The organism is Nocardia camponoti (assembly GCF_014646135.1).
Taxonomy (GTDB): domain Bacteria; phylum Actinomycetota; class Actinomycetes; order Mycobacteriales; family Mycobacteriaceae; genus Nocardia; species Nocardia camponoti.
Map to the genome: position 1 here is coordinate 1,048,964 of NZ_BMMW01000002.1, position 19,189 is coordinate 1,068,152.

Sequence of the window (19,189 nt, forward strand, 5' to 3'; positions counted from 1 at the left end):
TCTGGCGACATACACGAGCGCGTGACGGGCATAGCGCCCTTGACGGTTAGCAGGTCAGCGGCACTTTGTAACGCTACTAACCGTCCCGTCCGCTACTGCCGGTACGACGAGAGGAAGTTGCCAAACCGCTCGATCGCCACCGAAAGGTCGCGCGCCCACGGCAACGTGACGATGCGCAGATGGTCATGGTCGGGCCAGTTGAACCCGGTCCCCTGCACCATCAGAATCTTTTCCTGCAGCAGCAGATCCAGCACAAGCTTGCCGTCGTCGTGGATCTCATGCACGTTCGGGTCGAGGCGCGGGAACGCGTACAGCGCGCCGCGCGGCTTCACACAGGAAACGCCGGGGATCATGTTGAGCCGCTCCCACGCGACGTCGCGCTGCTCAAGCAACCGCCCACCGGGCAGGATCAAATCGTCAATGCTCTGATACCCACCCAGCGCGACCTGAATGGCATGCTGCGCAGGCACATTCGGGCACAGTCGAGTAGAAGCGAGCAGGTCGATGCCCTCAAGGAACCCGGCGGCGTGCTCCTTCGGCCCGGTGATCGCGAGCCAACCCGAGCGGTACCCAGCGACGCGATACGCCTTCGACAGACCGTTGAACGTGAGGCACAGCAGGTCGGGTGCGAGCGTCGCCAGCGAGATGTGCTTGGCGTCGTCGTAGAGGATCTTGTCGTAGATCTCGTCGGCGAGCAGCAACAGCTGGTGCTTGCGCGCGAGGTCGACGAGCTGTTGCAGCACCTCAGCCGAGTACACCGCGCCCGTCGGGTTGTTCGGGTTGATCACCAGCAGCGCCTTGGTGCGCGGGGTGATCTTCGATTCGATGTCGGCGATGTCGGGCTGCCAGCCGTTTTCCTCATCGCACAGGTAGTGGACGGGCGTACCACCGGCGAGGCTGGTCATCGCCGTCCACAGCGGGTAGTCGGGCGCGGGGATCAGCACCTCGTCGCCGTTGTCGAGCAGCGCCTGCATGACGATGGTGATGAGTTCGGAGACCCCGTTGCCGAGGTAAATGTCGTCGACGTCGAGCTCAGGAAAGCCCGGTACCAGCTCATATCGGGTGACGATCGCGCGTCGCGCCGACAGAATGCCCTTCGATTCGGAGTAACCCTGGGCGACCGGGAGCGCGGCGATCATGTCGCGCATGATCACGTCGGGCGCTTCAAAACCGAACGGCGCGGGGTTGCCAATATTGAGCTTGAGGATGCGGTGACCCTCAGCTTCGAGCCTCGCCGCATGCGCGTGTACCGGCCCACGGATTTCGTAGAGCACGTTCTGCAGCTTGGTCGACTGCTCAAGAACGCGGGGCGGGACATGCGGCAACTGGTTGGCACTCACCCCGTCTATGGTGCCACCTGCGGCAAACGGATTCTGTGCAAGGCTGACGTCAAGTGGTCTTTACCGGCGCGCTGAACTGGATCGATGTGTCACGACGCACAGAAATCCTCGATTTGCTCGTCGAGTCCGCGTGCTTCGACAGCATCGCGATAGCCGGGCGCGGCAATGCGACGGCGGATTCCGATGAGCCGTTCGCCCAATTGCGCGATCCGGCGATCTTCTGGCAACGCGAGCACCGGGCGAAGCGCGTCGGCGGCAGCGTCGAGGCCGCCGTTGAGCAAATGCGCCGTCGCGTTGTCGACGCGGGCGAGCGATTCGGTGCCATACGAACGCCGCGCGGCTGGCCCTGCTTCGTACAGCGCGATCGCGCGCTCGGTCGCGGCGAGCGCGGGGTCGGCGCGACCCAGCTGCACGTAGGTGGCTCCCGCGTAATAGGCCGCCTTGGGCGCGGCGAAGCCGAAGACCCCGCCGACGTCGTCATGCAGGTCGTCGACGCGCGCGTCGGTGCACGACTCGGCCTGCCGCAGGCACCGATCGACATCACTTTCGCTACCCAACCGAGCCCACACGCGGGCTTCGATATTCAACAGCCGCACGGTCGCGGTGCCCGATTGCGCGAATTCGGCGCCGCTGCGGGCTAATTGGATGGCGTTGCGCGGCCGGTCCGACCAGTTCTCGATGAGCGCGTGCATGCCGCGTGTCCACGCGCGCAACCCGTTGTTGCCGCTGAGTTCCGCGTAAGCCCACGCGGCCCTTATCTGTTCGCCAGCGGCGTCGAGGTAGCCGAGGTCGGTACTCGCGTTGGCGAGCAACCCCGACAACGTGCCAGCCAACAAATACAGGTGACTGGTATCGACCGGCTTCTGATGCCCGTCAAGCAGCCGATACACGCGCCTGCGCACCCGCAGCATTTCCACCGTCATCGAAGCTGGTGCGGCAAGGGCGTATTCGCGCGCGATGCGCCGCACATCGGCGTCGAGTTGAGCCAACGTCGTCGTACCAACGTTGGTGCTTTCGGCTTTCGCCGCGTGCTCGCTAGCTTCGTGGGCTGCCGCCATGATCAACTCCCTTTCCGACATCACCTCGGGCACGGCAAGCAGGTCAGGTTCGGCGGCCGGGGCAAGGAAGCTGGCGAATCGCGCGTGCACGGCGGCATCGCAGCGGGCAAGCGAGGTGTCGAGGGCGGCCTGGTTCACCGGGCGCGGCCGCACGCGCGAACCACCCGCCTCCCATTTGGAGACGAGGCGTTCGTGCACGCCAAGGTGCGCGGCGAACTCGCGGATGCTCATGCGTTGGGCATCGCGCAGGGCCCTGGCTTCCCTGCCCGTCCATTCCCCGACCACGACACCCCCTTTCGTGACCAACCACGGCGAACTTTCGCACTCCAGAGTACGAGCGCGACAGTGATACGCACCACACCTTCGGCGAAATCGATTGCCAGAGGCAGTAAAAGGGCGGTGCGGGGCAGTGGTCAGCGACAGTGTTCGCGCGCGATCCTGGATAGGTGGAAGCCAGAACGGTCGCCGATTGGGTGCGCTGCTACCAGCGCGAATTCGGGCTGCCCGTGCGCGAGCGGGGCGGTTTCGTGATGCTGCCCATCACCGCGAATCTCTGTGTGGTGCACCTGCCTAGCGCGCGTGCTGAGAAGGTGCTGGCCGCGATGCGCGCGTCAGCCGAAGATGGCCCAGTGCTCGCGCGCCACATTCGTTGGAGCGTGCTCGCCACGCCCGACGAACGCCCCGCCGGGCCGTTGGCGGACGAGTTGGCCGGACTCGACGTCGACGTGCCCGGCGTTGGCAGCGCGGTGATGTTGCCAACCAGCCTTGGCAAATGGAGTCGCGAAGGGTGCTATTGGGTGCGGTTCCCGCAACTGGGCGACGCGCTACCCGCGCTGTCGGCGGTGTTGCGAACCGCGATTGAGGTTGGGCCTCAACGGTTTTCGACGGCGTTAAGCGAGTCAGGCGAGAGGGGGAAGTTCAGATACGAACGCGACGGGGTTGGGCCGCGCTGGCCCTGATACTTCGACCCAACGGCGGCGCTGCCGTAGGGATGCTCGGCAGGGCTGCTGAGTCGGATCAGGCAGAGCTGCCCGATCTTCATCCCTGGCCACAGGGTGATGGGCAAGTTGGCCACATTGGAAAGCTCAAGGGTGATGTGGCCGCTGAAACCCGGGTCGATGAACCCTGCCGTCGAGTGCGTGAGCAGGCCGAGGCGGCCCAGGCTCGACTTGCCTTCGAGTCGGCCTGCCAGGTCGTCGGGCAGGCTGCACATCTCCAACGTCGACCCGAGCACGAACTCACCGGGGTGCAGCACGAACGGTTCGCCCGGCTTTGGTTCGACGAGGCTGGTGAGCTCGTCTTGCTGCTGAGCGGGGTCGATGTGGGTGTAGCGCGAGTTGTCGAACACGCGGAAGAGCCCGTCGAGGCGCACGTCAATGCTCGACGGTTGGACCATCGAGTCGAGCATCGGTTCAACCCCGAGCCGACCTGCGGCGATCTCGGCGCGAATGTCACGATCGGAGAGCAGCACGGGGCAAGTGTAGGCAGAGTTAGCGCTGGAAGTTCGATCGATCCCTTGCTGGTCCGGTAGCGACATCTGATAGAGTCGCGATCGCGCTCAACCGAGCGCCTGCCGATGTAGTTCAATGGTAGAACTTCTGCTTCCCAAGCAGACAGCGCGGGTTCGATTCCCGTCATCGGCTCAAAGAAAAAGCGCCCAGGCAACCGGGCGCTTTTTCGTTTTTCAAGCCACTATCCCGCTCGCAACGTCCGGAAGCGGCTTGCGTGGAAGACCAACGGGTCCGCGTTGTCTCGGGCCGCGATGCGGTTCACTCGCAAGATCACCACCGTGTGGTCGCCCGCCGCCACCTGCGACTCCGGCACGCCCTCGATCCAGGCCGTCGCCCCGTCGATGAACAGCGCTTCGCCGGTCCCGTCGTGTAATGCCGTCTCGCGGAAGCGATCTCCGTTGCGACCGCCAAGCGCCTTAGCGGCCGGAGCCTGGTCGGTGCCGAGCAGTGAAAGGCCAAGGTGGCCAACATCTTTGATGCGCGGCCACGTCGTCGACGAGTTTTGGACACAGAACGAGACGAGCGGCGGGTCGAGTGAGACGGGGACGAACGTCGCGACCGCGAGGCCGTGCGGCTCACCGTCGACGCGAGCGGCCACCGCGACCACCCCGCTCGGGAAGTTGGCGAAGGCGCGGCGGAGACCGTTGCCATCTGCGGGGTAATCAAGTAGTTCACGCACGGTTCAAGTGCAGCACCGCCGCTGTCGACTTACGAGGGTTGCACTCGTTGAGAGCTTTATTCGCAGCGGCTTTACCCACGATCAAGCTGATTAAACTCGCTCTTTCACGCGAGAATGTTCGATATTAATAGTTGCTCACCGAGAATTTTGTGAAACCTACACACTTCACTCACAAGCCTGCTAGCGTCGCGACGATTCACCAGCTAGCCGAATGTGGTGCCCGACACACCTACCGGCTCGACCCCGGAGGTATCGGCGATCGTGCACAAAACAGGTTCGGCCATCTTTTCCGCCGCTTTGGTGAGCGCGGCGGCAATGCTGATCGCGGGCGCCACCCCGGCGAGCGCGAATCCCAACCTGATTAATCCGATCCCCGTCCTCAACGGCACCGTCGGCCTGCCCGCCCTCAACGGCCGCACCCAGGCCGTATTCCAGGTGACGGGCATGGCGAGCCCGAACAACACCCAGCACTACAACGTGCTCGGCACCGACCTGGGCATCATGTGGGACAACGGCCACGGCCAAATGCTCACCGCGTTCGGCGACACGGCGGGAGTCGGCGTGCCAACGTTGCTGACCGGCAGTTTGTGGGAATGGCGCTCAAACATCTTGGTGCGCAGCGATACTCGCGATCCGTCGGGCGGCATTTACTTCGACAGCGTCGTACGCGACGTGGTCGGCCAGGCACGCGACCTCATCCCAAGCCCGAAAATCCCCTTCGTCGAAATCAGCCGCATCCCCACCGCGGGCATCGCGGCGAACGGCAACCAGTACATGTCGCTGATGTCGGTGAAAACGTGGGACCGCCCGGGCGGGTGGACGACCAACTTCGCCGGGCTCGCGACGTCGACCGACAACGGCGAGACCTGGCACGAACTCGACCACACGCGTCGCCCGAACGAGGGCGCGAACGCGAACTTCCAGATGAACGCCTTCGTGAAATCGGGCGGCTACCTGTACGAATACGGGACGGCGGCGGGTCGCGATCGCACCGCGTACGTCGCGCGCGTTCCCGAAAACAAGCTCGAAGACCTTGGCGCGTACGAGTACTTCGACGGCGGCGGCTGGAACCGCGACATCAACACCGCGGCCCCGATCATGCAGCACGTCGGCGAGCTATCGGTGCAGTACAACGACTACCTAGGCCAGTACGTTTCGCTGACAAGCGACCCGTTCGACTCCATCGTGATGCGCCGCGCACCTTCGCCGGAAGGTCCGTGGAGCGCGCCGGAAGTGCTCATCGACACCCGCGAATTGCCGAGCGCCTATGCGCCGTCGATCTTCCCGTACCAAACCGGGCGCGACCTGTACTTCATGACCACGATCCATCACCAGTACAACGTGGTGCTCATGCGCACCACGCTCTAGCACCGGGGTCCATACACTGAACCGCATGGACGCGCGGGAATGGGACGAGCGGTACGCCCGCACCGAATTAGTGTGGGGCGCACCGCCAAACAGCACGGTCGTTGAATACGTTTACGGCCTTGACCGGCGCATTCCGCTACTCCCGTCGGCGAGCGGTCCCGCACCCGACCAACCGCGCGCCCTCGACCTCGCCGCAGGCGAAGGCAGGCATTCCCTCTGGCTCGCCACCCACGGCTGGAAGGTCGACGCGGTCGATTTCTCCCAGGTCGGCATCGATAAGGGCCGCACGGTCGCCGCTCGTCTTTCCCGTTCGGTCCGCTCGCGCATCGACTGGACCTGCGCCGACATCACCGCGTTGCGCGAAGCGGGCATCACCGGGCCATACGAATTGATCTTGGTCGTCTTCGTCCATCTGCCCGCTGACCAGCGTCGCGCCTTGCTCACCGACCTCGCCGCGATGCTGTCGCCGGGCGGCGTGCTGCTCGTGCTCGGCCACGACACCCGCAACATCGAAAAGGGCTACGGCGGCCCGCAAGACCCGTCGATCTTGTTTACCCCCGAAGACGTTGTCGCCGACTTAAACGGGGCGCTGTCGATTCGCGTCGCCGACGTTGTCCTTCGCCAAACCGAAGCAGCCGACGCCATTGACGCGCTTGTCATCGCCGACAAACCGCTACCCGAACCGGCACCGAGCGAGTAGACGCGCCGCGGAGCCGAACCCGATACGAGCGCGGCTGCGCGGCACGGTTCGTCGCTCAGTACCGCCCCAACAACATCTCCGCGAACCCGCGCGCCGATTCCAGATCGTCGGCATTCGGCCGCCCCTTATTCAGCCCGCCGATCAACTTCAGCGGACCCATCGTGTCGAGCCCACGACACGAGAACCCACCGACCACGTCGAAACCTTTTTCCTCAAGGTCAGCGCTGAAATTGCGCAGGTACGGCCGCAGCCCCGGCTCGGCTATTCCGCTTGTCGCGAAGACGAACGCGTCCTTGCCATACACCTGCGGCAACGACGCGACCAACTGCCGGAGCACCGGGTCGAGCGACATAAAATAGACGCCCGATCCGAACCCGATCAGGTCGTATTCGCCCAGCTCAGCGGGATTAAATTCGCCCGGCGTCACCACCTTCGCGCCAAGCACCGACCCGATCTCGTCCGCAATCGCGCGCGTGTTCCCGTGCGACTTCGACGCGCACACAATGACAGCCTTCATGGTTTCGAACCCCCTTCCTCGATCCACCGTGACCACCAGGGTCGCACCGTTTCCGCGATCGTGTCGAACCCTGTTCTAAACGAGTGCGCCTGTTTCGGAATTACCCGCACTTCGGCGGCGTCGGCCGCATCCGGGACGCCAAACGGGTCGCTGCCGCCGTTGATGACGACGACGTCGATGTCGCCGGTCGCGAGCAGTTCGTCGCGCCGACTCTTCTCCGGCTTGCCCGGCGGGTGCAGTGGGAACGACAGCGCGACCACGCCCGCCGCGCCGATGTCGACGGCCGTTCGACACGCCACGCGCGCACCGTTTGACCGTCCACCCACCATGACAGGTATGGCCCCGAATCGGTCACGCAATGCCGCGATGATTTCGCGCCACGCTTGGTCTTGATTCACCGCCGAACCGGGCGCGCGACGGCCCGCGACGCGATAGGGCTGGGTGATCCGAGCGACAACACCACCGGCTTCACGTGCTGAATCAGCAACGGCCACAATGTCTTTCGTATCGCACCCACCACCTGCGCCGTGCGTGATCGCGAGTAGGAATCGCGGGTCGTCGACCTCGTCAAGATCAACCTCCGCAGGCCCGAATGTGGTCTCGATGCGCACACCCAACCCTAGCCGCGTGTTTTCCGCGTCACATTGCTCGACACCCCTTTGCCCAGGGCATTACTCAGCGGTAATATGGCAGTTAAGTTACCCGCGAGTAGCATGCGGAAAACCGGATAGCTACCCGGTGGACGTCACGACGGGCGGGAACGGCACCACCACCGACCGCACCAGAACTCAATGGAGAGTGAGTACTCACATGGGCCATTACAAGGCAAACGTTCGCGACCTCGAGTTCAACCTCTTCGAGGTCCTCGGCATCGACAAGCTGCTCGACGCGGGCACGTTCGGTGATCTTGACACCGACACCGTGAAGGAAATGCTCTCCGAGGTCCGTCGTCTGGCCGAGGGCCCGCTGGCCGAGTCGTTCGCCGACGCCGACCGCAACCCCCCGACCTTCGACCCCAACACCCACAAGGTCACCCTCCCCGAGTCGTTCAAGAAGTCCTACAAGGCGCTTGAAGACGGCGAGTGGGCCAAGGTTGGTGTTGTCGAGGAGCTCGGCGGCCTGAACGCCCCTTCGGCGATCACCTGGGCGCTCGGCGAAATGGTGCTCGGTGCCAACCCGCCCATCCAGATGTACGCCGCTGGCGCTGGCTTCGCGCAGGTCTTCTTCAACAACGGCACCGAAGAGCAGAAGGGCTGGGCGGCCAAGATCGCCGAGCGCAACTGGGGTGCCACCATGGTCCTGACCGAGCCCGACGCGGGTTCCGACGTCGGCGCGGGCCGCACCAAGGCCATCAAGCAGGAAGACGGCTCGTGGCACATCGAGGGCGTCAAGCGCTTCATCACCTCGGGTGACTCCGACGACCTGTTCGAAAACATCATGCACCTCGTGCTCGCCCGCCCCGAAGGCGCTGGCCCGGGCACCAAGGGTCTTTCGCTGTTCTACGTCCCGAAGACGCACTTCGACTTCGAGACCGAGACCTTCGGCGATCGCAACGGCGTGTTCGTCACCAACGTCGAGCACAAGATGGGCATCAAGGCTTCGGCCACCTGTGAGGTCACCTTCGGCGGCCACGGCATCCCGGCCAAGGGCTGGCTCGTCGGCGAGGTCCACAACGGCATCGCGCAGATGTTCGACGTGATCGAGAACGCCCGCATGATGGTTGGCACCAAGGCCATCGCGACCCTGTCGACCGGCTACCTCAACGCGCTTGAGTACGCCAAGACCCGCGTCCAGGGTGCCGACCTCACCCAGATGACCGACAAGGCCGCGCCTCGCGTGACCATCACCCACCACCCCGACGTGCGTCGCGCGCTTGCCATGCAGAAGGCGTACGCCGAGGGCCTGCGTGCCATCTACCTCTACACCGCGGCGCACCAGACCCCGGAGATCGCCGAAGCGGTTTCGGGTGCTGACAAGGATGTCGCGTTCCGCGTGAACGACCTGCTGCTCCCGATCGTCAAGGGTGTCGGCTCCGAGCGTGCCTACCAGTACCTCACCGACTCGCTGCAGACCTTCGGTGGCTCGGGCTTCCTCCAGGATTACCCGATCGAGCAGTACATCCGCGACGCCAAGATCGACTCGCTGTACGAAGGCACCACCGCCATCCAGGCGCAGGACTTCTTCTTCCGCAAGATCGCGCGTGACCGTGGTGTTGCTCTGGCGCACGTCGCCGGTCAGATCCAGAAGTTCCTGGCTGCCGACAACGCCAACGAGCGCCTCAAGGGTGAGCGCAAGCTGCTCGCCACCGCGCTCGAAGACGTGCAGACGATGGCCGCCACCCTCACCGGCCACCTCATGGGTGCGCAGGAGCAGCCGACCGAGCTGTACAAGGTCGGCCTCGGTTCGGTCCGCTTCCTGATGGCTGTCGGCGACCTGTTCATCGGCTGGATGCTGCTGAACCAGGCCGAGATCGCCCTCGCCGCACTCGACAACGGCGCGACCGGCGCCGACGTCGCGTTCTACACCGGCAAGGTCGCATCGGCCCAGTTCTTCGCCCGCAACGTGCTCCCCGAGCTCACCGCGACCCGCGCGATCCTGGCCAACCTGGACAACGACATCATGGAACTGGACGAAGCAGCGTTCTGATCCGCGATGATCTGAAGTAGTAGCACGAAGGCCCGGAGTTGCCCCCAACTCCGGGCCTTCGCTGTTTCCACAGGTCAAGATTGCGTTTCGACTCCACCAACACTCTGTGTAAACTCACCATCACCTATAGGGTGAAGGAGGGGAAACGGAGTGCGGCTAGAGTTCGCGAAGGCAGAACTTCGTTCCCTCTGGGAAGTGGAGAAGTTTCGAATCAAAGGGCTGGACCCCGAGGCGGTTACCGCGTATCGCAAGAAGGTCAACCTCCTGCAAGCGGCGTCCAGTGAAGTCGAGCTACGCAACTTCCGAGCGCTCAACCTGGAAAAGCTCAAAGGCGACCGCCAGGGACAGTACTCAATCAGGCTCACCAGAAAGTGGCGCTTGATCCTACAGTTCAAGACTGATCACGAGGGCCGCGTCGTGGTTGTCCTCGAACTTTGCGACTACCACTGACCTGTACGGAAGGGGAGGCCTAGACATGAGCGAAAAGACTGGGCTGCCCGCGCAAGCATTTCCCGCTGGCGAGTACCTCAGAGACGAAATCGACGCACGCGGATGGTCTGTTGCCGAATTCGCCCACATTTTGGGCAGGCCAACTCAGGCAGTGTCGGAGATCCTCAACGGGCACAAGGAGATCACCGTCGAAACCGCGGTGGAAATTGCCGCGGCAACCGGGACCGAGGCATCCACCTGGCTACGCCTGCAGGACACCTACCGCCTCTGGAAGGTCGCGCGAGCTGAACCCCAAAAGGCCGCAACGGTTTCCCGGCGCGCCCGTCTGTCGCAGCTCGTTCCAATGCACGAACTGCGACAGCGTGGGATCGTGCCCCAGGACGCGGGAATAGACGAGGAGGAGGCCGCCGTGTGCGCGCTCCTCGGAATCAGTGACACAACCAGCACGCCTTCGATCAAGTTCGCCGCACGGCGATCAGACGAAGGTGCGCCCATCTCCCCCGCGCAGTTGGCCTGGATTTCCTGCGTGAAGCGAGCCGCGCGCCTCGATAATTCCGCCGCCCGTCCGCTGGGAGATATCCGGGAGCTCGCGAGCGAGGTAGTGCGTCGGGTAGCCGAACCGGAGGCCCTTTCCGGCTTGCCGGACCTGTTCCTTGAGTACGGGATCCGCCTGGTTCACGTACCGCCCTTCAAGGCGGGCAAGATCGATGGTGGGGCATACCTCGATAGGTCAGGCATACCCGTCATCGCGTTGTCTGGCCGAATTCAGCGCATCGACAGCGTCGTATTCACGCTGCTTCATGAGCTCGCGCACGTGTATTTAGGACACCTGACTAGCGGAATAGCCCTCGATTCGGACGTGTGCGCGGCCACCGAGAATAAGGCCGAGCGCGATGCTGATCGGTGCGCGATGGGCTGGGCGTTGCCGGAGCCACTGGGGATCTCCGCACCGATTTCGAAACGCGCCGTCACCCAGCGCGCCGCAGCACTTGGCGTCCACCCGGGTCTCATCGTGGGTCGCTTGCAATACCAGGGCAAGCTGCCGTGGTCGCACCTCCGAGATCTGACACCCAACGTCAGAACCTATCTCAGCGTTTGGGAGTAGGAGATGGTGCTCCGCACTTGTGCTACTTAAGTAGCACTAGCTCCCCGCTGTGATACTTTTCGGCCGAAAAAGTATCACAAGCCCTGAGGGAGTCGGCGCGCTTCTCAAGGACTTCCAGTCCCGAGATATTCGCTCGCGCCCTCGTTCGCCGCGAAGCCGTGCTCTCCAGACAGCGGCGGAAGGTCGCCGTCGGCGTGCAGGTATTTTGCTGCCCGCGCCCCTGCTCGACCTCACGGCGTACATCGAGCCTCGCCGGGACCGGTATTACGCTGGGCTGCTTGGTGTTTCGACGCAGGGCGATTGGCTCAGTTGGTTCGAGTTCTTCCTCGAAGTGATCACCGAACAGGCGCACGACAGTCTTGGCCGGGCACTTCGTTTGGACGCGCTGCGCAGCGAACTGCGCGGTCGGGTGGCGAAGGCCCGATCGTCGGCGCTTCTTCCCGCATTGATCGATGAGCTATTTCGGGTGCCGATTATCAGCATTAATGGTGCGAAGGAGGCGCTCAACGTCACCCATCGCTCAGCCACGCTGAACCTCGAAAAGCTTGTTGCCGCAGGCATTCTCGTAGAGATCACCCGCGGGCGCCAACGTTTCTTCGCGGCGCCCGAGGTGCTAGCGGTGATGTCGGGGGAAATCTGATCCGGTTTCTACGCGGTGAGCGTGGACGAACCGAGGAACAAGATTGTGGCGAAGTTCGTGATGGCGTCGAACAGAGCGACGTCGGCATCGGCGATCAGGGTGGTCTTCATGCGTAACTCCTCTAACTAAGTTGCGCATTTCTATCACGGATTGATCACGAGCGCGGGTCCTACGTGTAGCTGGAAGGGGACGGTCCGCCAACCGTCCCCTACCCCTCGCTTACGGGCAGTTAACCGTGTATTCCCACTGCGTGTTGCTGGGTCCGGTTACCTTCACGCTCACCGTTGTCGCCGACCCCGCGGGCAACCGGACGGTCGCCGAACCGGTTCCCTGGTTGATTTGGTCGCCAACGTAACCGGTGTCGTGGACCTGGGCGCCCTGGTAGAACACCTGAATTCGGTCCGGGATGCTGAACGTTTCGTACGTGAGCACGAACGAAAGCGGACCGCTGCGACCCAACGAATGGGTGGTTGTTGTGACACCCGCGCCGCCTGATTTGCGCGATCGGTTGCATGGCTGCGTTGGCCCGTCGGACGAACCATCGCCGCCGGAACCGCTCAGTACGCCGCTGCCAACATCGAGCAGGTCGCCAAGGATGTCGATCCCCGCGCTGCCCGTGTCAGCACTTCCTGTGTCGGCGCTTGCCAACGCGGGGCAAAGTAATAGGGGGATGGTGGCCGCAGCGACGATCGTGCGGAACACCCGGGTCGAAAATGTGCTCAAAACGCTTCCTCCACAACGCAAATCGAGAGTGACGCGGTCGGCGCGGTCCGATTGGCCCGCTGTGACAAGTACTAACAAACCGGTTAAAAGGACTCAAAGTCCGACAATTGTGGGTACCCGGATGTTCGAATGCCGCGGATTAACCAGCGCGACAATCGCATTGGATTGGCACCCTGGCAACAAGCCCAAACGCAGCCCACACGGCCGCATCGCAATTACTTAGCGTCGCGAGGAAATAACAGGTAGACACAGTACGATTCGGTTACTCGCGCGTACTCGCTACCCACTAGCTAATGACCACTGCGAAAATGAGTAATCTCACAGCGAATCCCTGTAACGCACAACATCTTTCGTCGATCAGCTCATGCGAAAACGAGCCCGATATTCGGCTGGCGTCGTATCGAGCCGCCGGCGAAATGCGCGGGCGAGCGTGTCTACAGTGTTGAATCCGCAGGTAGTCGCGATCTTTTGCAAACCATCGTCGGTGGTTTCCAACCGCTGCCGCGCCACCTCAACCCGCGCCTTCTCCACGTACGCGGCAGGTGTCATCCCCAGTTCGGTGCGGAAGACGCGCGCGAGTTGCCGCTCGCTCAGATGCGCGTGCTCGGCGAGCTGTGGGCCCGACAATTCGGCCGCGATATTGCGAGTGATGAAGTGCCGCAAGTCATCTACGCGTCGGCTCGTCGACGGCGGATCAAGCGCGACGCTGAACTGGCTCTGCCCACCCGGCCGCTTCAGATACATCACCAACTGGCGCGCGACGCGCAACGCGAGTGCGTCGCCGAAGTCGTCGGCGACGAGCGCGAGGGTGAGGTCGAGGCAGGCGGAGATGCCTGCGCCGGTCCAGACGTTGTCGGCGCGGATGTAGATGGGGTCGGCGTCGACCTCGATAGCTGGGTGCTCGGCCGCGAGCTGACGGGCGGTCGACCAGTGCGTTGTCGCGCGCTTGCCGTCGAGGAGGCCAGCGGCGGCCAGGATGTGCGCGCCGACGCACACCGACGTGACACGCCTTGCCCCGTCGGCGAGGTCGCGCACTGTGGCGACCAGATCGTCGCTGACCACGGCCTTGACCCCATGCTGCTCGTCAGGTTCAACCGCGCCGGGGACGATCAGCGTGTCGACATTGGCGACGTCGGCGAAGGTGACGTCGGGCAGAATCCGAACCCCGGCCGAGGTGGTAACCGGGTCAAGCGAAGCGGCGGCGAGCACAACGCGGTACCCGCTCTCCCCGCCCAATTCGCGCTCTAGCAGGGAAAACACCTCGGGCGGCCCGGTGACGTCGAGCAGGTCGACCCCATCAAACAGCACGATCACTACCAGTCGACTCACGCGAACCTCCATGTCGGTATTTGCAGGTTACCTGTCATTGCCGACACCCGCGCGCGCTCATACCGTTAATCCCATGACCTCAACGACTTTGCGCGAACTGAATGCTTTCGACTCCACCCCGGCCGTCCTCGCCGACTCCACCCTGATCCTGATCGACTACCAAAACACCTACACCCAGGGCGTGATGGAGCTCGACGGCTGGGAAAGCGCGTTGACTTCGGCAGCTGAATTGCTTTCGCGTGCAAGGGAAGTAGGCGCGAAGGTGATCCACGTGATCAACGACGGCGGCCCCGGCACGCCCTACGACATCCGCGAAACCATCGGCCAGATCCATCCCCAGGTGTCCCCAATCGAAGGCGAATCGGTGGTGGTGAAGCAGGTCCCGAACGCTTTCATCAACACCGAATTGGCCGACCTGCTCGACACCGATTCAGTGGTAATCGCGGGCTTCATGACCCACATGTGCGTGGCGTTCACGACCCAGGGCGCCTTTTTGAACGGCAACAAGCCGACGGTGGTCGCATCGGCGAGCGCAACCCGCCCGCTGAGCACGGTGGCAGGCGGCGTGACGTCGGACGAACTGCACCGCGGCGCGTTGGCAACCATCGGCGATCTTTACGGCGTGGTCGTCGAGAAGCCCGCCGATTTGGGATAGGTATAGGCCAACCAGCGAAAAGGCGCTGACTCCACGCTAAACCAGCGTGATAATAGCGCCATGGCGACAATCCAAATCCGCGATATTCCCGAAGAGGACGCCGAGGTGTTGCGGCGGCGAGCCGAGGCCGCTGGGATGTCGCTCCAGGCCTACGTGCGGCGCGGACTAATCGCGGCCGCGCGCAGGCCGACAAAAGACGAGGCCACGAGGGCCATTCGAGAAGCGCTAGGCAAGCCGACCCCCGGCGCGACCAACGAGTCGATTCTCGAAGCGCTGGATGCGGCCCGTTGCGATTGACGAGTTCGTTGTAGACGCGTCCGCACTGGGCGCTACGCCGCATTTGCCGCTTCAAACCGACTCGGCGAGAACGGAGTTGGCACCGCAGCGCCGACTGGCGCTGACTAACCACCCGTCCTTCGAAGTTCGGGTTGTCGGGCGCGACGAACTGCACGTTGCGCGGCCGTACGATCACAACCAGGAACGGACGCCGTACCTATTCACCTTGGCCCTCAAGGTCATCCAGTACTACTGGTGGCAATAGCCGTAATAGTAGTCATTTTGTGATGCCGAAGAAGAGCCGCTGCCTACCGAGCAGGATTAATAATCCGCAGCAGAACAACCCCATGAATCGATTTGATCGTCAAGGTCACGTTGGGTAACTGCCAGGTGACCGAATAGGAAGGCTTCGTCGTAACCATTGCCGGATTTCCCAACTGCGGCTCGATAATCGCCCTCAGCGCGGAAACGTAGTCGGATAGCAGTCGCGGACTGCCGGACTCACCACGTTCAGCGAGAACTGGGGACATCCACAGGAGCTTCCGTGGAGTACTTTCTTTGAGATAGGCCACCACCGAACGGTGCTGGACATTGAGGCCCGCGAGCATCTCCGCGCCTTCGGATCCGATGTTCACCAATTCCCAGCCGACGACGCGACAGAACCGCGGCAGGTCGTAGATTCTCCACGTCCAATCGAACCTGGCAGCTGCCAAGACGAGAGCGGTCGCACCATCCATGTCGAAGCGAGACATCCTGACTCTCCTTGAATGAGGGTCGTTGAGGTGATCAGCGGACGATAGAACGAATGCTGTTGGCGCACAAGCGGAAAGCCGGGGCGGCCGACGCAGCTTAGTCCTCAATGAGCGATGAACGTCTTCGCTTTCTAGTACGCAGTGGCGCCCACCTTGAAATTCACAGCGTTAGGTAAGGGTGGATACGGTATGGCGGAGATCAGCCAACCGGCCGGGTCCAATTCTCCGGCCACGCATCGAAGTTATCCACTTCGACGGCGTCGACAAGCAGGTTGTAGATGAACTCATCGGGAAAGTCCCCGACTCTGATCTCCAGCGAGACCCCGTCGACCGTCTTCCTGTACGGGAACTCCCCATCACGCCCGTATTCCCACGTCAGCGCCATGTTCCGGTACTCGGAGTAAGCCATTTCTGGTCCTTCCTTCGCTGCGCGCTGCGTCGACCATAGCTCTCGGACCGGTTAGACATCGACTGCCGTAGTACCTGCCGCAGCGAATGCCGCCGCCACCGACGAGAGATAGGTTACGGCGATGCGAGGCGAAAGCGACTCGGCGAGAACGGAGTTGGCACAGCGGCTGCGACTAGCGCTGACCAACCACCCGTCCTTCGAAGTTCGGGTGGTCGGGCGCGACGAACTGCACGTTGCGCGGCCGTACGATCACAACCAGGAACGGACGCCGTACCTATTCACGTTGACCCTCGATCAACGAGGCAGGTTCGCTCGAACTTTTGAACACTGGTGGCCGACGGAAGGTGGCTATCCCTTGGCGCGCGATCGGGATCGCGAACAACCGGTTCGGGACATTATCGCGGCTGGACTGGCCGAAGCGGGCTGGCGGCCTGGACGTAGCGCTCGGAGCTGGGCGATCGCCGCATTGTCACACGCCGCGTGGGCTGTGCTATTCCTGGCGGTCGCCACACTGGTATTGATTTACCTTCATTGAGTGGCGCCTCTGACCGTCCGCCGTTTTGCGGGCACGCCCAACTGCCAGGCCACACATCCAGCCAGCTGCTCCCGTTTTCCCTGGGCTAGCCCAAACCTGGACGCCTGCCCATCAGGCTCTCAGGTAAACAACGGCCGAGTGGAAAAATCCCTCAGAGCCTGATGATCTTGAAACGGCGAACGCCGCCTACCCCGAAGGGCGGCGGCGTCCGGTCAAACATCCCCGCTCAGCGCAAAGTCGCCGTCAGGTGCGGGTAACCCTTCTTGCGGTCAAGTACCGACAAATCCCAACCTGTGCCGACCGCGTCCGCGTACACGTTCACTGTCGCGGGCAAGAAGATCGGCTTGCCAAACTTCACGCTGTACGTAACCGCAGGGGGGATTCGGCCCTCTACCGTCGACAAAACGTTCGCGCATGTCCACATTCCGTGGGCGATCGTTCGCGCGAAACCCATTGCCTTAGCGCCGATTCCGGACACGTGGATCGGGTTGCGGTCGCCCGATGCCGCCGCGTAGCGGTTCGCCGTTTTCTGGTCGACGAACTGCGTGCGCAACGGCGGTGGGGGGACCTCGTCGGCCGGGGGGACCGCCTTCGGACCGCCCGACAGCGACGTGCGCTGCTGGTGCAGGAACGTCGACGTCTGCTTCCACACCAACTCGCGACCAACGCGCACCTCGGTGATGGCGTCGACGAGCAGGCCCTTCGGGTGCTCACGCAAGTTCTCGATGCGCACGCTGAAGTCGAGCGGTTCGCCTACCGAGATCTCGCGCGTGCGCTCGATAACGTTGGCGAAATGCACGGAACCCACCGCGGTGAACGGGAAGTCGCGTGCGACGAGCAACTGCATCGTGAGGGGGAAGCCCAGCACGAACGGATACGTCAACGGCAAGGTGTCGCCGAAGCGCAGCCCGGTCGCGCGACAGTACGCGGCCAAGTGCTCCGGGTCGACGCGCACGCCTTCGATCCGAACCTCACGGTCGGGCAACTGGGCCTTGCGGCGCAGCAACGGCAACGCACCGAGCGCCGCCTTCGCGTACAGGCCACCGTTGCCGGGGACCTCGGTGAGCGTGATCGTTTGCGTCATTTACGCGCCAATCAGGCTCTGGCCGCAGACGCGAACCACGTTGCCGCTCACCGCGTTTGACGCGGGCGACGCGAAGTAGGCGATGGTCTCAGCGACGTCGATGGTCTGGCCGCCCTGCAGGAGCGAGCTCATCAGACGACCAGCCTCGCGGGTACCGACCGGGATCGCGGCGGTCATCGCGGTTTCGATGAAACCGGGCGCGACAGCGTTGATGGTGATGCCCTTTTCGGCGAGCAGCGGTGCCTCAGCATCGACCATGCCGATAACGCCGGCCTTGGACGCGCCGTAGTTGGTCTGCCCACGGTTGCCCGCGATGCCCGCGATGGAGGAAACGTCGATCACGCGACCGCCCTCCTTGAGGACGCCCTTCGCGACCAGGCCCGACGTAATGCGGTGCGGCGCAGCAAGGTTCACGTTGATGACCGAGCTCCAGCGGCTCTCGTCCATGTTGGCGAGCAGCTTGTCGCGAGTGATGCCCGCGTTGTGCACGACGATGTCGATGCCACCGAAGCGCTGCTGCGCGAACTCGGCGAGACGCTCAGCGGCGTCGGGCGCGGTGACGTCGAGCGGAAGTGCCGTTGCCCCGACCTTATTCGCGGTTTCGGACAGTGCTTCACCGGCGGCGGGGATGTCGGCGACGATGACGGTTGCCCCATCACGCGCGAACACCTCGGCGATGGTTGCGCCAATGCCACGGGCAGCACCGGTAACAACGGCGACCTTGCCAGCGAGCGGCTTCGCCCAGTCGGCGGGCGCTTCGGAAGCGGCGGTGCCGACCCGAATCACCTGGCCGTCAACGAAAGCCGACTTCGCCGAGAGCAGGAAGCGCAGGGTCGACTCGACGCCAGTGCCCGACGAATCCGCTTCGGGCGCAACGTAAACGAGCTGACCGGTCGCGCCGCGCAGCAGCTCCTTCGCGATGGAACGCGTGAAGCCCTCAAGCGCACGCTGAGCGATCTGCTCGTCGACCGACGCAACCAGTTCCGGCGTCGTGCCCAACACAACGACGCGACCCGAAGGCGCGAGGCTACGCAGCGCGGGGGAGAAGAACTCGAAAAGCTGAACGAGCTTGTCGATCGAATCAATGCCGGTGGCATCGAAAACCAGTGCGCCGTACTTGATTCCAGCGTCGAACGCATCGGTGACGGTGTAGTCGTCGCCAAGCAGCGCGACGATGGGCTCAGCGAGACGGCCCTTGCCGCCGAGCAGCACGGGACCGGGGAGCGCGGGTTCGCCTGCGCGGTAACGGCGCAGCTCAGCGGGCTGAGGCAGGCCCAGCTTGCTCGCCAGGAACGCGCCGGGAGCCGAGTGGATGAATGATCCGTAGAGGTTGGGTGCGCCCTTGCTCTTGGCAGCCACTGTTCCTACCTTCTTTTGCGGGTTCGGTGTCGACAATTAACTTACTCCAGAGT

General features: G+C 63.4%; 22 protein-coding genes and 1 tRNA gene. 11 read left to right on the plus strand and 12 right to left on the minus strand.

All coding sequences use genetic code 11. From position 1 onward, the window contains the following. Positions 1 to 92: 92 nt before the first annotated feature. The gene (locus IEX78_RS12770; protein ID WP_373291574.1) at positions 93 to 1,340 is read right to left on the minus strand and encodes a pyridoxal phosphate-dependent aminotransferase; all 1,248 of its coding nucleotides are present in this window, start codon (positions 1,338 to 1,340) and stop codon (positions 93 to 95) included. 89 nt (positions 1,341 to 1,429) lie between these two features. Beyond that, positions 1,430 to 2,683, minus strand: a complete 1,254-nt coding sequence (locus IEX78_RS12775) for a helix-turn-helix domain-containing protein (RefSeq protein WP_373291576.1) — start codon at positions 2,681 to 2,683, stop codon at positions 1,430 to 1,432. Positions 2,684 to 2,844: 161 nt separating this feature from the next. Here IEX78_RS12775 and IEX78_RS12780 point away from each other — a divergent pair, with 161 nt between their 5' ends. Next, positions 2,845 to 3,357, plus strand: a complete 513-nt coding sequence (locus tag IEX78_RS12780; RefSeq protein ID WP_229683918.1) for a hypothetical protein — start codon at positions 2,845 to 2,847, stop codon at positions 3,355 to 3,357. On the opposite strand, the gene dcd is transcribed toward IEX78_RS12780, so the two are convergent. Then, positions 3,270 to 3,869, minus strand: a complete 600-nt coding sequence (gene dcd, locus IEX78_RS12785; RefSeq protein WP_188829112.1) for a dCTP deaminase — start codon at positions 3,867 to 3,869, stop codon at positions 3,270 to 3,272. The two genes, IEX78_RS12780 and dcd, sit on opposite strands and share 88 nt — an antisense overlap. 101 nt (positions 3,870 to 3,970) lie before the next feature. On the opposite strand from dcd, the gene IEX78_RS12790 reads away from it, so the two are divergent. Beyond that, positions 3,971 to 4,041: transfer RNA gene (locus IEX78_RS12790), tRNA-Gly, on the plus strand. Between the two features lie 49 nt (positions 4,042 to 4,090). Here the strand turns inward: IEX78_RS12790 and IEX78_RS12795 are convergent. Further along, positions 4,091 to 4,588 (minus strand): flavin reductase family protein, encoded by a 498-nt coding sequence (locus tag IEX78_RS12795; RefSeq protein ID WP_188829113.1) that lies wholly within the window; start codon positions 4,586 to 4,588, stop codon positions 4,091 to 4,093. Positions 4,589 to 4,903: 315 nt separating this feature from the next. On the opposite strand from IEX78_RS12795, the gene IEX78_RS12800 reads away from it, so the two are divergent. Both IEX78_RS12800 and IEX78_RS12805 read left to right on the plus strand, forming a co-directional pair. Beyond that, a complete protein-coding gene (locus tag IEX78_RS12800) occupies positions 4,904 to 5,956 on the plus strand; it encodes a glycoside hydrolase family 183 protein (protein WP_188829561.1) in 1,053 nt (350 codons plus the stop codon). A gap of 25 nt (positions 5,957 to 5,981) precedes the next feature. Further along, a complete protein-coding gene (locus IEX78_RS12805; RefSeq protein ID WP_188829114.1) occupies positions 5,982 to 6,656 on the plus strand; it encodes a class I SAM-dependent methyltransferase in 675 nt (224 codons plus the stop codon). Positions 6,657 to 6,711: 55 nt separating this feature from the next. Here IEX78_RS12805 and IEX78_RS12810 read toward each other — a convergent pair whose 3' ends face one another. Together IEX78_RS12810 and IEX78_RS12815 are read right to left on the minus strand one after the other, a co-directional pair. Beyond that, the gene (locus IEX78_RS12810; protein ID WP_188829115.1) at positions 6,712 to 7,173 is read right to left on the minus strand and encodes a flavodoxin family protein; all 462 of its coding nucleotides are present in this window, start codon (positions 7,171 to 7,173) and stop codon (positions 6,712 to 6,714) included. Continuing rightward, positions 7,170 to 7,784: an alpha/beta hydrolase family protein gene (locus IEX78_RS12815; RefSeq protein WP_188829116.1), complete on the minus strand. Its 615-nt coding sequence runs from the start codon at positions 7,782 to 7,784 to the stop codon at positions 7,170 to 7,172. Before IEX78_RS12815 ends, IEX78_RS12810 begins: the two co-directional genes overlap by 4 nt. Before the next feature lie 199 nt (positions 7,785 to 7,983). Here IEX78_RS12815 and IEX78_RS12820 point away from each other — a divergent pair, with 199 nt between their 5' ends. From IEX78_RS12820 to IEX78_RS12835, 4 genes are all read left to right on the plus strand, one after another. Beyond that, complete coding sequence (locus tag IEX78_RS12820) at positions 7,984 to 9,819, plus strand: acyl-CoA dehydrogenase (protein WP_188829562.1); 1,836 nt, start codon at positions 7,984 to 7,986, stop codon at positions 9,817 to 9,819. 150 nt (positions 9,820 to 9,969) lie between these two features. After that, the gene (locus IEX78_RS12825; RefSeq protein ID WP_188829117.1) at positions 9,970 to 10,269 is read left to right on the plus strand and encodes a type II toxin-antitoxin system RelE/ParE family toxin; all 300 of its coding nucleotides are present in this window, start codon (positions 9,970 to 9,972) and stop codon (positions 10,267 to 10,269) included. 25 nt (positions 10,270 to 10,294) lie between these two features. After that, positions 10,295 to 11,374: a HigA family addiction module antitoxin gene (locus IEX78_RS12830; protein ID WP_188829118.1), complete on the plus strand. Its 1,080-nt coding sequence runs from the start codon at positions 10,295 to 10,297 to the stop codon at positions 11,372 to 11,374. A gap of 205 nt (positions 11,375 to 11,579) precedes the next feature. Further along, on the plus strand, positions 11,580 to 12,014 hold the full coding sequence (locus IEX78_RS12835; protein ID WP_188829119.1) for a Fic family protein: 435 nt from the start codon (positions 11,580 to 11,582) through the stop codon (positions 12,012 to 12,014). Between the two features lie 219 nt (positions 12,015 to 12,233). Here the strand turns inward: IEX78_RS12835 and IEX78_RS12840 are convergent, their stop codons facing one another. Together IEX78_RS12840 and IEX78_RS12845 are read right to left on the minus strand one after the other, a co-directional pair. Then, positions 12,234 to 12,737 carry a hypothetical protein gene (locus tag IEX78_RS12840; protein ID WP_229683919.1) on the minus strand — a complete coding sequence of 168 codons (504 nt, stop codon included), beginning with the start codon at positions 12,735 to 12,737 and terminating at the stop codon, positions 12,234 to 12,236. Between the two features lie 357 nt (positions 12,738 to 13,094). Beyond that, positions 13,095 to 14,066: a GlxA family transcriptional regulator gene (locus IEX78_RS12845; protein WP_229683920.1), complete on the minus strand. Its 972-nt coding sequence runs from the start codon at positions 14,064 to 14,066 to the stop codon at positions 13,095 to 13,097. A 73-nt stretch (positions 14,067 to 14,139) separates the two neighbouring features. Between IEX78_RS12845 and IEX78_RS12850 the strand changes: the two genes are divergently transcribed. From IEX78_RS12850 to IEX78_RS12860, 3 genes are read left to right on the plus strand one after another with little or no spacing between them, the layout of a single operon-like run. Beyond that, a complete protein-coding gene (locus IEX78_RS12850) occupies positions 14,140 to 14,721 on the plus strand; it encodes a cysteine hydrolase family protein (RefSeq protein WP_188829121.1) in 582 nt (193 codons plus the stop codon). Positions 14,722 to 14,781: 60 nt separating this feature from the next. Then, a complete protein-coding gene (locus IEX78_RS12855; RefSeq protein ID WP_188829122.1) occupies positions 14,782 to 15,018 on the plus strand; it encodes a FitA-like ribbon-helix-helix domain-containing protein in 237 nt (78 codons plus the stop codon). Continuing rightward, positions 14,999 to 15,262, plus strand: coding sequence for a hypothetical protein (locus tag IEX78_RS12860; RefSeq protein ID WP_188829123.1), 264 nt, complete (start codon positions 14,999 to 15,001; stop codon positions 15,260 to 15,262). Before IEX78_RS12855 ends, IEX78_RS12860 begins: the two co-directional genes overlap by 20 nt. Before the next feature lie 43 nt (positions 15,263 to 15,305). On the opposite strand, the gene IEX78_RS12865 is transcribed toward IEX78_RS12860, so the two are convergent. The 4 genes from IEX78_RS12865 to IEX78_RS12880 form a co-directional block, all read right to left on the minus strand. After that, positions 15,306 to 15,749: a DUF6301 family protein gene (locus IEX78_RS12865; RefSeq protein ID WP_188829124.1), complete on the minus strand. Its 444-nt coding sequence runs from the start codon at positions 15,747 to 15,749 to the stop codon at positions 15,306 to 15,308. A gap of 199 nt (positions 15,750 to 15,948) precedes the next feature. Further along, positions 15,949 to 16,158, minus strand: a complete 210-nt coding sequence (locus IEX78_RS12870) for a hypothetical protein (protein ID WP_188829125.1) — start codon at positions 16,156 to 16,158, stop codon at positions 15,949 to 15,951. A 761-nt stretch (positions 16,159 to 16,919) separates the two neighbouring features. Beyond that, positions 16,920 to 17,777, minus strand: coding sequence for a MaoC/PaaZ C-terminal domain-containing protein (locus tag IEX78_RS12875; protein ID WP_188829126.1), 858 nt, complete (start codon positions 17,775 to 17,777; stop codon positions 16,920 to 16,922). Continuing rightward, positions 17,778 to 19,136, minus strand: coding sequence for a 3-oxoacyl-ACP reductase (locus IEX78_RS12880; RefSeq protein ID WP_188829127.1), 1,359 nt, complete (start codon positions 19,134 to 19,136; stop codon positions 17,778 to 17,780). Between the last annotated feature and the right edge of the window lie 53 nt (positions 19,137 to 19,189).